At 50.9% G+C, this 14,651-nt stretch carries 8 protein-coding genes, 6 tRNA genes and 4 rRNA genes; all 18 read right to left on the bottom strand.

What is annotated here, in order from left to right; translation table 11 throughout:
- Positions 1 to 7: 7 nt before the first annotated feature.
- Positions 8 to 1,569: ribosomal RNA gene (locus ACY2IG_RS00770) — 16S ribosomal RNA — on the bottom strand.
- Positions 1,570 to 1,693: 124 nt separating this feature from the next.
- Positions 1,694 to 1,769, bottom strand: a tRNA-Ala gene (locus ACY2IG_RS00765).
- A 22-nt stretch (positions 1,770 to 1,791) separates the two neighbouring features.
- Positions 1,792 to 1,868 (bottom strand) — tRNA-Pro (locus ACY2IG_RS00760).
- 4 nt (positions 1,869 to 1,872) lie between these two features.
- Positions 1,873 to 1,946 (bottom strand) — tRNA-Arg (locus ACY2IG_RS00755).
- 38 nt (positions 1,947 to 1,984) lie between these two features.
- Positions 1,985 to 2,071 (bottom strand) — tRNA-Leu (locus ACY2IG_RS00750).
- Positions 2,072 to 2,133: 62 nt separating this feature from the next.
- Positions 2,134 to 2,209 (bottom strand) — tRNA-Thr (locus ACY2IG_RS00745).
- A 14-nt stretch (positions 2,210 to 2,223) separates the two neighbouring features.
- Positions 2,224 to 2,299: transfer RNA gene (locus tag ACY2IG_RS00740), tRNA-Val, on the bottom strand.
- A 9-nt stretch (positions 2,300 to 2,308) separates the two neighbouring features.
- Positions 2,309 to 2,424, bottom strand: a 5S ribosomal RNA gene (gene rrf, locus ACY2IG_RS00735).
- Between the two features lie 103 nt (positions 2,425 to 2,527).
- Positions 2,528 to 5,441, bottom strand: a 23S ribosomal RNA gene (locus tag ACY2IG_RS00730).
- A gap of 167 nt (positions 5,442 to 5,608) precedes the next feature.
- Positions 5,609 to 7,170: ribosomal RNA gene (locus ACY2IG_RS00725) — 16S ribosomal RNA — on the bottom strand.
- The 16S, 23S and 5S rRNA genes sit together here with 6 tRNA genes alongside, the layout of an rRNA operon.
- Before the next feature lie 382 nt (positions 7,171 to 7,552).
- Positions 7,553 to 9,034, bottom strand: a complete 1,482-nt coding sequence (gene lysS, locus ACY2IG_RS00720) for a lysine--tRNA ligase (protein ID WP_155960241.1) — start codon at positions 9,032 to 9,034, stop codon at positions 7,553 to 7,555.
- Positions 9,035 to 9,195: 161 nt separating this feature from the next.
- Positions 9,196 to 10,188 carry a tRNA dihydrouridine synthase DusB gene (gene dusB / locus ACY2IG_RS00715; protein WP_462618249.1) on the bottom strand — a complete coding sequence of 331 codons (993 nt, stop codon included), beginning with the start codon at positions 10,186 to 10,188 and terminating at the stop codon, positions 9,196 to 9,198.
- Positions 10,188 to 10,703 carry a 2-amino-4-hydroxy-6-hydroxymethyldihydropteridine diphosphokinase gene (gene folK / locus ACY2IG_RS00710; RefSeq protein WP_308102499.1) on the bottom strand — a complete coding sequence of 172 codons (516 nt, stop codon included), beginning with the start codon at positions 10,701 to 10,703 and terminating at the stop codon, positions 10,188 to 10,190. The genes dusB and folK overlap by 1 nt, the downstream gene beginning before the upstream one ends.
- Entirely contained in the window at positions 10,700 to 11,071 is a 372-nt protein-coding gene (gene folB / locus ACY2IG_RS00705) for a dihydroneopterin aldolase (protein WP_035413281.1), read from the bottom strand. The genes folK and folB overlap by 4 nt, the downstream gene beginning before the upstream one ends.
- Before the next feature lie 2 nt (positions 11,072 to 11,073).
- Positions 11,074 to 11,859 (bottom strand): dihydropteroate synthase, encoded by a 786-nt coding sequence (gene folP, locus ACY2IG_RS00700; RefSeq protein WP_035413278.1) that lies wholly within the window; start codon positions 11,857 to 11,859, stop codon positions 11,074 to 11,076.
- Positions 11,856 to 12,695, bottom strand: coding sequence for an aminotransferase class IV (locus ACY2IG_RS00695; RefSeq protein ID WP_308102498.1), 840 nt, complete (start codon positions 12,693 to 12,695; stop codon positions 11,856 to 11,858). Before ACY2IG_RS00695 ends, folP begins: the two co-directional genes overlap by 4 nt.
- Complete coding sequence (locus ACY2IG_RS00690; protein WP_035413271.1) at positions 12,679 to 13,260, bottom strand: anthranilate synthase component II; 582 nt, start codon at positions 13,258 to 13,260, stop codon at positions 12,679 to 12,681. Before ACY2IG_RS00690 ends, ACY2IG_RS00695 begins: the two co-directional genes overlap by 17 nt.
- The gene (locus tag ACY2IG_RS00685) at positions 13,257 to 14,642 is read right to left on the bottom strand and encodes an anthranilate synthase component I family protein (RefSeq protein WP_462618248.1); all 1,386 of its coding nucleotides are present in this window, start codon (positions 14,640 to 14,642) and stop codon (positions 13,257 to 13,259) included. Before ACY2IG_RS00685 ends, ACY2IG_RS00690 begins: the two co-directional genes overlap by 4 nt.
- Positions 14,643 to 14,651: the final 9 nt, after the last annotated feature.

The raw sequence follows: 14,651 nt of genomic DNA, 5'->3' as shown, positions 1-14,651 counted from the left end.
TCCTTAGAAAGGAGGTGATCCAGCCGCACCTTCCGATACGGCTACCTTGTTACGACTTCACCCCAATCATCTACCCCACCTTCGACGGCTGGCTCCTTGCGGTTACCTCACCGGCTTCGGGTGTTGCAAACTCTCGTGGTGTGACGGGCGGTGTGTACAAGACCCGGGAACGTATTCACCGCAGTATGCTGACCTGCGATTACTAGCGATTCCGACTTCATGCAGGCGAGTTGCAGCCTGCAATCCGAACTGGGAACGGCTTTATGGGATTGGCTCCACCTCGCGGTCTCGCTGCCCTTTGTACCGTCCATTGTAGCACGTGTGTAGCCCAACTCATAAGGGGCATGATGATTTGACGTCATCCCCACCTTCCTCCGGTTTGTCACCGGCAGTCTCCCTAGAGTGCCCAACTGAATGCTGGCAACTAAGGATAGGGGTTGCGCTCGTTGCGGGACTTAACCCAACATCTCACGACACGAGCTGACGACAACCATGCACCACCTGTCACCATTGTCCCCGAAGGGAAAACTTGATCTCTCAAGCGGTCAATGGGATGTCAAGAGTTGGTAAGGTTCTTCGCGTTGCTTCGAATTAAACCACATGCTCCACCGCTTGTGCGGGTCCCCGTCAATTCCTTTGAGTTTCAGCCTTGCGGCCGTACTCCCCAGGCGGAGTGCTTAATGCGTTAGCTTCAGCACTGAGGGGCGGAAACCCCCCAACACCTAGCACTCATCGTTTACGGCGTGGACTACCAGGGTATCTAATCCTGTTTGCTCCCCACGCTTTCGCGCCTCAGCGTCAGTTACAGACCAAAGAGTCGCCTTCGCCACTGGTGTTCCTCCACATCTCTACGCATTTCACCGCTACACGTGGAATTCCACTCTTCTCTTCTGTACTCAAGCCTTCCAGTTTCCAATGGCCCTCCCCGGTTGAGCCGGGGGCTTTCACATCAGACTTAAAAGGCCGCCTGCGCGCGCTTTACGCCCAATAATTCCGGACAACGCTTGCCACCTACGTATTACCGCGGCTGCTGGCACGTAGTTAGCCGTGGCTTTCTCGTAAGGTACCGTCAAGGTACGAGCATTCCCTCTCGTACGTGTTCTTCCCTTACAACAGAGTTTTACGATCCGAAAACCTTCATCACTCACGCGGCGTTGCTCCATCAGACTTTCGTCCATTGTGGAAGATTCCCTACTGCTGCCTCCCGTAGGAGTCTGGGCCGTGTCTCAGTCCCAGTGTGGCCGATCACCCTCTCAGGTCGGCTATGCATCGTCGCCTTGGTGGGCCGTTACCCCACCAACTAGCTAATGCACCGCAAGGCCATCTCAAGGTGACGCCGGAGCGCCTTTCATCAGCGGACCATGCGGTCCGTTGAACTATCCGGTATTAGCTCCGATTTCTCGGAGTTATCCCAATCCTTGAGGCAGGTTCCTTACGTGTTACTCACCCGTCCGCCGCTCATTCCACTGCCTTCCCTCCGAAGAGTTCCGTCAGCTTCCTGCGCTCGACTTGCATGTATTAGGCACGCCGCCAGCGTTCGTCCTGAGCCAGGATCAAACTCTCCATGAAGTGTTTGACTTGCTCGTTGTGTGACCGAAGTCACGATTGACGAAGCTTGCGCTTCATTCGTTTTTGTATTCCGTAGAATACGATTTTTGCCTCATCGTTCAGTTTTCAAAGTTCGTCATAAAAATGGTGGAGCCTAGCGGGATCGAACCGCTGACCTCCTGCGTGCAAGGCAGGCGCTCTCCCAGCTGAGCTAAGGCCCCATTAAAGGGATGAAATTGAAGATGGTCGGGAAGACAGGATTCGAACCTGCGACCCCTTGGTCCCAAACCAAGTGCTCTACCAAGCTGAGCTACTTCCCGAAAATGCACCCTGAGAGATTCGAACTCCCGACCCCTTGATTCGTAGTCAAGTACTCTATCCAGCTGAGCTAAGGGTGCGGAATATAAGGATCAAACAGCAAACATCAAAATGAAAATGGTACCGAGGGCCGGAATCGAACCGGCACGGGGAAACCCCCGCAGGATTTTAAGTCCTGTGCGTCTACCAGTTCCGCCACCCCGGCAGGGATATAAAAGGTAGAACCTTCATTCATAATTGAATTCTGGTGATCATTGAAGATGAAAATGGTGCCGGCAACAGGAGTCGAACCCGCGACCTACTGATTACAAGTCAGTTGCTCTACCAGCTGAGCTACACCGGCAAGTGTAATAAAAATGGTGGAGGATGACGGGATCGAACCGCCGACCCCCTGCTTGTAAGGCAGGTGCTCTCCCAGCTGAGCTAATCCTCCATATGTATCGCCTGGCAGCGTCCTATCCTCACAGGGGGAAGCCCCCAACTACTTTCGGCGTTCAAGTGCTTAACTTCCGTGTTCGGCATGGGAACGGGTGTGACCACTTGGCTATCGCCACCAGACATTTATTATCTTAACATTATGTTCACATAACGTCAAGACTTTTTTCATTTTTTTTTGAAAGGCTCGCGCCCTCAAAACTGAAGTCATCAACAATGCATCTGCTAGAACAAGGCCTCGACCGATTAGTATCACTCAGCTCCACATGTCGCCATGCTTCCACCCGTGACCTATCTACCTCATCGTCTCTGAGGGGTCTTTCTTGATTACTCAAAGGGAAATCTCATCTTGGAGGGGGCTTCATGCTTAGATGCTTTCAGCATTTATCCCGTCCGCACGTAGCTACCCAGCGATGCTCCTGGCGGAACAACTGGTACACCAGCGGTGCGTCCATCCCGGTCCTCTCGTACTAAGGACAGCTCTCCTCAAATTTCCTGCGCCCACGACGGATAGGGACCGAACTGTCTCACGACGTTCTGAACCCAGCTCGCGTACCGCTTTAATGGGCGAACAGCCCAACCCTTGGGACCTACTCCAGCCCCAGGATGCGATGAGCCGACATCGAGGTGCCAAACCTCCCCGTCGATGTGGACTCTTGGGGGAGATCAGCCTGTTATCCCCAGGGTAGCTTTTATCCGTTGAGCGATGGCCCTTCCATGCGGAACCACCGGATCACTAAGCCCGACTTTCGTCCCTGCTCGACTTGTAGGTCTCGCAGTCAAGCTCCCTTCTGCCTTTGCGCTCTACGAATGATTTCCAACCATTCTGAGGGAACCTTTGGGCGCCTCCGTTACTGTTTAGGAGGCGACCGCCCCAGTCAAACTACCCGCCTGACACGGTCCTCCAGCCGGATCACGGCTGCGAGTTAGAGACTCTATGCATGAAGGGCGGTATCCCAAGGGTGACTCCTCCGAAGCTGGCGCTCCGGGCTCGACGTCTCCCGCCTATCCTGTACATCATGCACAAAGCCTCAATATCAGGCTGTAGTAAAGCTCCATGGGGTCTTTCCGTCCTGTCGCGGGTAACCTGCATCTTCACAGGTACTATGATTTCACCGGGTCTCTCGTTGAGACAGTGCCCAAATCGTTACGCCTTTCGTGCGGGTCGGAACTTACCCGACAAGGAATTTCGCTACCTTAGGACCGTTATAGTTACGGCCGCCGTTTACTGGGGCTTCGGTTCAAAGCTTCGCTTGCGCTAACCCATCCCCTTAACCTTCCAGCACCGGGCAGGCGTCAGCCCCTATACGTCATCTTGCGATTTAGCAGAGACCTGTGTTTTTGCTAAACAGTCGTTTGGGCCTATTCACTGCGGCTCTACATGTGTAGAGCGTCCCTTCTCCCGAAGTTACGGGACCATTTTGCCGAGTTCCTTAACGAGAGTTATCCCGCGCGTCTTAGAATTCTCATCTCGCCTACCTGTGTCGGTTTACGGTACTGGCGCCTTCCCCCTCACTAGAGGCTTTTCTTGGCAGTGTGAAATCGTGACCTACGTCCCTACGGGACTCCGCATCGTTCCTTGACTGTGATGCCTGACGGATTTGCCAATCAGACGGTCTTGAAACTTGCACATGCACTTCCATCCGCATGCGTCACTATCCTCCTGCGTCCCCCCATTGTTCAAACGGTGGATCGGCGGTACAGGAATATCAACCTGTTATCCATCGCCTACGCCTTTCGGCCTCGGCTTAGGTCCAGACTAACCCTGAGCGGACGAGCCTTCCTCAGGAAACCTTGGGCTTTCGACGGAGGGGATTCTCACCCCTCTTTTCGCTACTCACACCGGCATTCTCACTTCCAAACGCTCCACTGCTCCTTCCGGTACAGCTTCACAGCGGTTTGGAACGCTCCCCTACCATTCCTTACGGAATCCGCAGCTTCGGTGGTATGTTTAGCCCCGTTACATTTTCGGCGCGGCGCCACTCGACTAGTGAGCTATTACGCACTCTTTGAATGGTGGCTGCTTCTAAGCCAACATCCTAGCTGTCTAGGCAGCGCCACATCCTTTTCCACTTAACATACACTTGGGGACCTTAGCTGGCGGTCTGGGCTGTTTCCCTCTTGACTACGGATCTTATCACTCGCAGTCTGACTCCCGAGTATAAGTTGCTGGCATTCGGAGTTTAACTGAATTCGGTAACCCTGTGGGGGCCCCTAGTCCAATCAGTGCTCTACCTCCAGAACTCTCAACCTCGAGGCTAGCCCTAAAGCTATTTCGGGGAGAACCAGCTATCTCCAGGTTCGATTGGCATTTCACCGCTACCCACACCTCATCCCCGCACTTTTCAACGTGCGTGGGTTCGGACCTCCAGTCAGTGTTACCTGACCTTCATCCTGGACATGGGTAGATCACCTGGTTTCGGGTCTACGACAACGCACTGAACGCCCTGTTCAGACTCGCTTTCGCTACGGCTCCGCCTCATCGGCTTAACCTCGCGCGTTATCGTAACTCGCCGGTTCATTCTACAAAAGGCACGCCATCACCCGTTAACGGGCTCTGACTACTTGTAGGCATACGGTTTCAGGATCTATTTCACTCCCCTTCCGGGGTGCTTTTCACCTTTCCCTCACGGTACTGGTTCACTATCGGTCACTAGGGAGTATTTAGCCTTGGGAGATGGTCCTCCCGGATTCCGACGGGGTTTCACGTGTCCCGCCGTACTCAGGATCCACTCTGGAGGGAAAACAGTTTCAGCTACAGGGCTGTCACCTTCTTCGGCCGACCTTTCCAGGTCCTTCACCTACTGTCTTCCTTTTTGACTCCGTATAGAGTGTCCTACAACCCCGAAGAGCATGCTCTCCGGTTTGGGCTGTTCCCGTTTCGCTCGCCGCTACTCAGGGAATCGCATTTGCTTTCTCTTCCTCCGGGTACTTAGATGTTTCAGTTCCCCGGGTCTGCCTCACGCTACGCTATGTATTCACGTAACATGTCCCATCCCATTACAGATGGTGGGTTCCCCCATTCGGAAATCTTCGGATCAAAGCATACTTACTGCTCCCCGAAGCATATCGCTGTTCGTCGCGTCCTTCATCGGCTCCTAGTGCCAAGGCATCCACCGTACGCCCTTCATACCTTGATCTAGCGTTGGTATTCTAAGAACACACGTCTTAAATGACATGGTTAATTAAAAGTTTGATGTCTTGTTGATGTCTTCAGTTTTCAAGGTGCGAGTGTCTCTTGCGAGACTGAGAGACGAGCTCTCAAAACTGAACGATGGGCATGTCCCGTAAGGGACGTTTTCCTTAGAAAGGAGGTGATCCAGCCGCACCTTCCGATACGGCTACCTTGTTACGACTTCACCCCAATCATCTACCCCACCTTCGACGGCTGGCTCCTTGCGGTTACCTCACCGGCTTCGGGTGTTGCAAACTCTCGTGGTGTGACGGGCGGTGTGTACAAGACCCGGGAACGTATTCACCGCAGTATGCTGACCTGCGATTACTAGCGATTCCGACTTCATGCAGGCGAGTTGCAGCCTGCAATCCGAACTGGGAACGGCTTTATGGGATTGGCTCCACCTCGCGGTCTCGCTGCCCTTTGTACCGTCCATTGTAGCACGTGTGTAGCCCAACTCATAAGGGGCATGATGATTTGACGTCATCCCCACCTTCCTCCGGTTTGTCACCGGCAGTCTCCCTAGAGTGCCCAACTCAATGCTGGCAACTAAGGATAGGGGTTGCGCTCGTTGCGGGACTTAACCCAACATCTCACGACACGAGCTGACGACAACCATGCACCACCTGTCACCATTGTCCCCGAAGGGAAAACTTGATCTCTCAAGCGGTCAATGGGATGTCAAGAGTTGGTAAGGTTCTTCGCGTTGCTTCGAATTAAACCACATGCTCCACCGCTTGTGCGGGTCCCCGTCAATTCCTTTGAGTTTCAGCCTTGCGGCCGTACTCCCCAGGCGGAGTGCTTAATGCGTTAGCTTCAGCACTGAGGGGCGGAAACCCCCCAACACCTAGCACTCATCGTTTACGGCGTGGACTACCAGGGTATCTAATCCTGTTTGCTCCCCACGCTTTCGCGCCTCAGCGTCAGTTACAGACCAAAGAGTCGCCTTCGCCACTGGTGTTCCTCCACATCTCTACGCATTTCACCGCTACACGTGGAATTCCACTCTTCTCTTCTGTACTCAAGCCTTCCAGTTTCCAATGGCCCTCCCCGGTTGAGCCGGGGGCTTTCACATCAGACTTAAAAGGCCGCCTGCGCGCGCTTTACGCCCAATAATTCCGGACAACGCTTGCCACCTACGTATTACCGCGGCTGCTGGCACGTAGTTAGCCGTGGCTTTCTCGTAAGGTACCGTCAAGGTACGAGCATTCCCTCTCGTACGTGTTCTTCCCTTACAACAGAGTTTTACGATCCGAAAACCTTCATCACTCACGCGGCGTTGCTCCATCAGACTTTCGTCCATTGTGGAAGATTCCCTACTGCTGCCTCCCGTAGGAGTCTGGGCCGTGTCTCAGTCCCAGTGTGGCCGATCACCCTCTCAGGTCGGCTATGCATCGTCGCCTTGGTGGGCCGTTACCCCACCAACTAGCTAATGCACCGCAAGGCCATCTCAAGGTGACGCCGGAGCGCCTTTCATCAGCGGACCATGCGGTCCGTTGAACTATCCGGTATTAGCTCCGATTTCTCGGAGTTATCCCAATCCTTGAGGCAGGTTCCTTACGTGTTACTCACCCGTCCGCCGCTCATTCCACTGCCTTCCCTCCGAAGAGTTCCGTCAGCTTCCTGCGCTCGACTTGCATGTATTAGGCACGCCGCCAGCGTTCGTCCTGAGCCAGGATCAAACTCTCCATGAAGTGTTTGACTTGCTCGTTGTTGTGACCGAAGTCACGATTGACGAAGCTTGCGCTTCATTCATGTTTGTATTCCGTAGAATACGATTTTTGCCTCATCGTTCAGTTTTCAAAGTTCGTCGTGTCGTTTTCAGCGACTTTAATATCTTAACAAGTTATCAACCCGATTGTCAACAACTTTTTTTGATATTTATTTTTGTGTGTCACGACCATTCGCGGCACAAGAAGTAATATACCATGGCTTTTTGAATCGTACAAGCATTTTATTAGAAAAACATTTAAAAACTTTTGTTTACCCGTTTTTTGACTTGTTTATTCCTGTGTTGATTCCAAAAAGAACGCTCCGTTCCTTCTATACAGTATAGAAAGAACAGAGCTCTACTCATTAATTTTGTTGGTGACGCATCGTTGGGAAGAGTAATACATCACGAATCGATGGCGCATTCGTCAACAACATGACGAGACGATCGATCCCGATTCCAAGACCACCCGTTGGCGGCATACCGTACTCGAGTGCTTCAATGAAGTCTGTATCCATTTCATGTGCTTCGTCGTTTCCTGCTTCTTTTTCGACGAGTTGTGCTTCGAAACGTTCACGTTGATCGATTGGATCGTTCAATTCCGTGAAGGCATTCGCATGCTCACGACGGACGATGAATAATTCAAAGCGATCCGTAAAGCGTGGATCTTCTGGATTTTTCTTCGCAAGTGGTGATACTTCAACAGGATGACCATAGACGAATGTTGGTTGAACGAGTGTTTCTTCTACTTTTTGTTCGAAGAACTCATTCAAGATATGTCCCGTCGTCATGTGCGACTGGACTTCAACACCGTGTTCATGCGCGAGTTCAAGGGCACGTTCGTTCGAAATCTGTTCGAAGAAGTCGACACCTGTTGCTTCTTTAACGAGATCTACCATGTGCGCTCGTTTCCAACCGACAGATAAATCGATGACGTCTTCTCCGTAAGTGACTTGTGTCGTACCGAGTACTTCTTGTGCGACGTGAGCAATCAGATTCTCTGTTAAGTTCATGATGTCTTTATAATCCGCATACGCTTCATAGAGTTCGATCATCGTAAACTCTGGGTTATGACGTGTTGAGATTCCTTCATTACGGAATACACGACCGATTTCGTAGACTTTCTCAAGTCCACCGACGATCAAACGTTTCAAATGAAGCTCAATCGCAATCCGCATGTAAAGCGTCATGTCGAGTGCATTATGATGCGTGATGAACGGACGCGCCGATGCTCCACCCGCGATCGTATGCAACATTGGTGTTTCGACTTCCAAGTATCCGAGGTTATCAAGATATTGACGGATTCCACGAATGACTTTACTCCGCGCGATGAATGTCTCACGTGATTCTTGGTTCGTAATAAGGTCGAGATAGCGCTGACGGTAACGTTGCTCGATATCCTTTAATCCATGATATTTATCCGGAAGCGGACGTAACGCTTTTGTCAATAACGTAAATGCTGTGACGTGAACAGAGAGTTCACCAACATTCGTCTTGAACACGTATCCTTGGATCCCGACGATGTCACCTAAGTCACATGTCTTATAGATCTCATACGCCTCTTCACCGACGTCATCTTTACGAACATACAACTGAATTTGACCTTGTACATCCTGAACATTCGTAAAGCCAACCTTCCCTTTACGACGTGTCGTCATGACACGACCTGCGATGGCAACTTCCGGTTTCAGTTCAGCCAATTCTTCTTTTGTATGTTCACCAAATGATGCACGAATGCTCGCAGTATCCGTCGAACGTTCAAAACGTGCGCCGAATGGATCGAGACCTTGTTCACGCATGGCGTTCATCTTACTGAGACGCACCTGCATTTGATCGTTCATTTCCATATCCTGACTCACTGTCTTCACTCCTTTTAATAATGGTTCACGACGATTCTCTCGAATAAAAAGCTGCCGGAATGACCGACAGCCCTTTAGAAAACCGATACGCTCATCTTCAATGCAACTAGCGTACCACAAAACGACTCTGTCCGACTATACTTTACCTGTTAGGCATACGCTACGTCTTCTTCGAGTGTCTGCAAGTACTGCTGTAACAGTTCAACGAGTCCCGTATGCGTGTCGATGTTAAATAACGCATTGCGAATGCGACCGTTCCCCTTCATTCCTTTCAAGTACCAGGCGACATGTGTCCGCATTTCGCGCACGGCGAGTTCTTCTCCTTTTAGCGCGACCAGTCGTGTAGCGTGCAAGAGACAAATATCAATCTTCTCGCGCGCCGTCGGTTCTGCCGGAAGCGTTCCTGATTCGAGATACTGGATTGTCTGATACAACATCCATGGGTTTCCGAGAGCGGCCCGTCCGATCATGACACCGTCGACACCAATCTCATCAATCATTCGTTTAGCATCTTGTGGGGTTTGAACATCCCCGTTTCCGATGATTGGAATATTAACCGCTTTTTTTGCTTCACCGATGATGTTCCAGTCTGCGACACCTTCATATTTTTGTGAACGTGTCCGTCCGTGAATGGCAACAGCCTTCGCGCCACCTGCTTCTGCCGCTTTGACATTATCGACACAATAGATGTGATGACTGTCCCAGCCGGTCCGCATTTTGACCGTCACCGGTTTATCGATCGCTTGTGTCACCGCATGGACCATCTCATAGACCTTATCCGGATCAAGCAACCATTTCGCTCCAGCATCACTTTTCGTGACTTTCGGGACCGGACACCCCATATTGATATCAATGATGTCGGCATTCGTGTTCGCTTCGACATATCGCGCTGCTTGAACGAGTGTCTCCTTTGAACCACCATAGATTTGAAGACTCAGCGGTTTTTCCCGCTCATCCACGTACAGCATCTGTAGCGTCCGTTCGTTCTCGTACAAGATCCCTTTATCGCTGACCATCTCCGCACAGACGAGTCCCGCGCCGAATTCTTTTGCGATCAACCGAAACGCGGGATTACAGACGCCTGCCATCGGTGCCAAGATGACTTGATTCTTCAATTTGACATCACCAATGTTAAATTCCATTATTGTTCCTCCGCTTCTAAAAGACCACCTAAGCGTCGCACACCGTTTCGTTCTGTCTCTGGTAACTGCTGGTACAATTGCTCGACACTTTGCCCAAGACCAGGTATGACGCATGTTGCTGCTAGTTCCCGTAATGGCGCGAGGACGAATGCCCGCTCTTGCATCCGCGGATGCGGAACGGTTAATCCTTCAAGGTCAATACGTTCTCCCCCATATAACAAAATATCTAAATCAAGCGTCCGCGGTCCATTTTTGAACAGACGCTCGCGTCCTTCTAGCTGTTCGATTTCCTGCAGTCGCTCAAGTAAGACATCTGCCTCGTCCGTCGTTTGAATCCGGACGACCATATTATAAAATAAATCCTGATCGAGATACCCGACAGGTACAGTCTCATAAATGGAAGAGACCTTTACATCATGAACAGACGATAAGGCTCTCAGGCGAGCGATCGCTGCTCTTAAGTGAGCCGCTTTATCACCAATGTTTGAACCGAGTGCAATGTAAGCTTCCTTCATGCATAGTCCCCCCGGAGTCGATTGATCTCGACTGCCACATGTTCATAATGACCAGCAATCGGCGGATCCGGTTTGATAACTTTGATCGATGCTTCTTCAATCCGCCCGTCTAACGCAAAGACTTCTTTTGCAATACGATCCGCCAAGGCTTCGACGAGTTGGAGCGGTTCTCCTTCGACGACACGTTTTGTCGCTTCATACAATTCAGCGTAATTGACACTTTTCGTCAAATCATCCGTCCGACCGGCTTCTGCCAATGCAAGTCCGATCGATAAGTCGACATTGAAGCGTTGACCGAGTTTCGTCTCTTCTGCAAATACACCGTGATACCCATAAAACCGCATTCCTGTTACATGAATTCGATCCACCGTCATTCCCCTTTCGTCGCAGCTAACATGATGTCCATCATCTGCGCTGCCCGTTTGACTTCTTTGACGTCATGCACACGCACCCAGTCACATCCTTGTTGAATCCCGTAGCAAACCGTAGCAATCGTTCCTTCAAGTCGTTCTTCCGTTGGCAATCCAAGCGCGAGACCAATCATCGATTTACGGGACGTTCCAAGTAAAACCGGATACCCGAAGTCCGTGACGATGGACAGGTAACGCATCAAGTACAAGTTCTCTTCCTGCGTTTTCATGAATCCAATGCCTGGGTCGAGCCAAATGTGCTCTTCCGCCACGCCTGCCTGTTTCGCTAACCGGATTGATTCCTCAAGGTCAGCCCGGACTTCCGCAAGCATATCTGTCCCATGCGCCGTTTCCCGGTTATGCATTAAAATGATTGGTACTTCATACTGCGCAGCGACCTTGACCATCGAACGATCGCCCCACTTCGAACCCCAGACGTCATTGATGATGTCCGCTCCTGCTTGAATAGCAGCTTCTGCGACGACCGGTTTATACGTATCGATCGACACGAGGACGTTCAGCTCTCGTTTGATGCGCTTAATGATCGGTAAGACACGAGCGAGTTCTTCTTCAACTGACACGAACGCCGCACCCGGTCGTGTCGATTCTCCACCGATATCGATCGCATCTGCTCCATCCGCGACAAGCTGACGCGCTTGCCGCATCGCTTGCTCGATATCAACATATTGTCCACCGTCCGAAAAAGAGTCCGGTGTCACGTTCAAAATACCCATGATGTAAGTCATGGTTGTTCCCTCCTTGTTGTTACATGTTCGACAGATTGATCGAAGAGTTTCATAATCTCCGCATATGCTGTTCCGTTGATTCCGGGGAAAGGGCGTCCGTCAAGTGACGAAATGGCGACCGCTTCCTGAACGGAATTCGTATAGATGATCTCATCTGACTCTTCGAGCTGTGGTAAATATGCCAGACGTTCTTCGACCGGTAAATGTTGCATGAGGAACTGACGGGTAATCCCGTTCAATGCACCGGTCTCAAGGGGCGACGTATACCATGTACTTCCGTAACGCCAAAAGATATTTGACGTAATGCCTTCACAGACATGACCTTCCTTCGTCAAGAACAGCCCTTCTGCTTCTGGATTGAACAATTGACGTTTCGCGACTAGATTGTTCATGTAATGATGTGACTTTAAGCGATATGTCGTTTCCGGCGTACTGCGCGGCAAACGAATCGTTTCGAGTGCACGTTCCGCCCGTTTTCGTGGAGCGATTGGTTTCGCATAGATCAACACGGTTGGCGTATCGTAAGGGTCAATTGATAACCCAATCTCACGCGGACCAGCCGAAACATTCAACCGGATATAGAGATCGTTCGCCTCATATGCTTCATATAAATCTTGGATTGCTTGCCGTAAGGCTTCCCGGTCATACGCTAACTGTATCCCGAGTGCGACACAACTCATCCGCAAACGTTCGATATGATCATCGAACAAAAACGGATGTCCGTTATACGTCCGAAACGTCTCGAATATACCCATCCCATAGACGAATCCATGATCAAGTGGGGAGATTCTTATCTCTTCTTCTCGTTTGATGATTCCGTCATGCCAGAGATACATAATGCGTCAACTCCAAGAAATTTTTTAACATCTGTTTACCGTCTCGTGTCAAAATCGCTTCCGGGTGGAACTGGACACCTAAAATCGGTAACGTCCGGTGACGGAGTGCCATGATCTCTCCGCCGGCTTCCGCTGTCACTTCGAGTACTTCCGGGAATGTCTTACGTTCAACGACAAGTGAATGGTAACGCGTCACCGGTGTCGCTTGTGGGATCCGTTCAAAGATCCCTTGTCCATCATGCGTAAGTGGCGAAACTTTTCCGTGCATCAATTCCTTCGCTCGGACGACTTTACCACCGAATACTTGTCCAATCGCTTGATGACCCAAGCAAACTCCTAGGATCGGTACCTTCCCCGCAAAGTAAGCAATCGCCTCTAAACTGATCCCCGCTTCATTCGGTGTACAGGGACCCGGCGAGATGACGAGATGATCAGGTTGCAACGCTTCGATTTCTGCAAGCGTAATCGCGTCGTTGCGAAATACCCGGATGTCTTGTCCAAGTTCGCCGAAATACTGGACTAAGTTATACGTAAAGGAATCATAGTTATCAATCAATACAATCATTGCGTTCCCTCCGCCGTTTCTTTTGTCACCCATAACGCTTTGGCTTTACTAAGTGACTCTTCGTATTCATGTGCTGCGTCCGAGTCCGTGACGACTCCAGCACCTGCTTGGACATATGCCATCCCATCTTTTGCAACGAGTGTCCGAATCAAGATGTTGAAAATGACATCATCCGCCCAACTGATGAAGCCAAGCGATCCAGTGTAGATGCCACGCCGGACCGGTTCCAGTTCTTCAATGATTTCCATCGTCCGGATTTTTGGCGCGCCGGTGATCGTCCCACCTGGGAACATTGCGGCGAGCACTTGACTCCCGGAGTGTTCCGGAGCCACTTCGCCTCTGACATTTGAGACGATATGTTGCACGTGGGAGTATTTCTCGATCACCATCAGCTCATCGACATGGACCGTACCATAACGACTAACGCGCCCTAAATCATTGCGCTCTAAATCAACAAGCATCACATGCTCCGCCCGTTCTTTTTCATTATCGAGTAAGGTTTTCGCAAGTCGTAAATCTTCTGCTTCATCCTTCCCGCGTGGTCGTGTTCCCGCAATCGGGCGTGTGGCTAACGCATCGCCGATTTTTTCGACGAGCAACTCGGGTGAGGCGGACACGAGTGTTAAATCCTCATCTGCGAAGTAACCCATGTATGGAGAAGGATTGACTTGTCGTAATACATCATACAAATGTTCCGCTGTCGTCCCTAGCGGCTCTTGTTGACGAACGGACAAATTGACTTGGAAGACGTCACCATCCTCAATATACGATTTAATCCGGTGTGCCGCTGTCATGAACGCTTCCTGTCCGAAAGCTCGTTCTCGCTCGCCGGATGAACCGGTTGTTGTAAACTGCGGTCTATTTGTCTTGACGCACCAACGCGCGACTTCTTCTTCAAGAATCTGTGTTGCTTCCTCTGCTGTGTCTCGCGTCACGGCAATGAACAATTGCTTCGTTTCCTCATCAAACACGGCAACTTCATCGTACCAGTAGAACGATAGATCAGGTGTTTGTAGATCATCCATCGCTTGCTCCGGTAGCTTTTCTAAATAACGGACAGCATCATAACTGACGTATCCGGCAAATCCACCAAAGAATGGTGGCATTCCATCCGGTCGGATGGATTCACGTTCGACGCGGAGTCGTTCGAGTAGATCAAACGGGTTTGCCGTCGATGTCTCGACTTTTCCATCTGTCTCAATCGTCGTCATCCCGTCCTTTGTCCGGACGTATCCGACAGGACGAGTCGCCGCCATCGTATACCGTCCGATTCGACCGCTTTCGAGCCAGACGTGTCCTGTTGTTCCAATCGTCTGTTCGACATACCGATTGTAGAATTGTTCTTTCGTCCATGGTATTGCTTTATATTTCGTCTGTCGCATACGCGTCCC

It is taken from the genome of Exiguobacterium sp. EF_C8 (assembly GCF_054956715.1).
This window is presented reverse-complemented; position numbering and strand designations above follow the sequence as displayed.

Bases quoted from the DNA above. Each gene is read 5' to 3' on its own strand.
- ACY2IG_RS00695 (WP_308102498.1), bottom strand. From the start codon at position 12,695: ATGTATCTCTGGCATGACGGAATCATCAAACGAGAAGAAGAGATAAGA.
- folK (WP_308102499.1), bottom strand. From the start codon at position 10,703: ATGAAGGAAGCTTACATTGCACTCGGTTCAAACATTGGTGATAAAGCG.
- ACY2IG_RS00690 (WP_035413271.1), bottom strand. From the start codon at position 13,260: ATGATTGTATTGATTGATAACTATGATTCCTTTACGTATAACTTAGTC.
- folP (WP_035413278.1), bottom strand. From the start codon at position 11,859: ATGACTTACATCATGGGTATTTTGAACGTGACACCGGACTCTTTTTCG.
- ACY2IG_RS00685 (WP_462618248.1), bottom strand. From the start codon at position 14,642: ATGCGACAGACGAAATATAAAGCAATACCATGGACGAAAGAACAATTC.
- lysS (WP_155960241.1), bottom strand. From the start codon at position 9,034: ATGGAAATGAACGATCAAATGCAGGTGCGTCTCAGTAAGATGAACGCC.
- dusB (WP_462618249.1), bottom strand. From the start codon at position 10,188: ATGGAATTTAACATTGGTGATGTCAAATTGAAGAATCAAGTCATCTTG.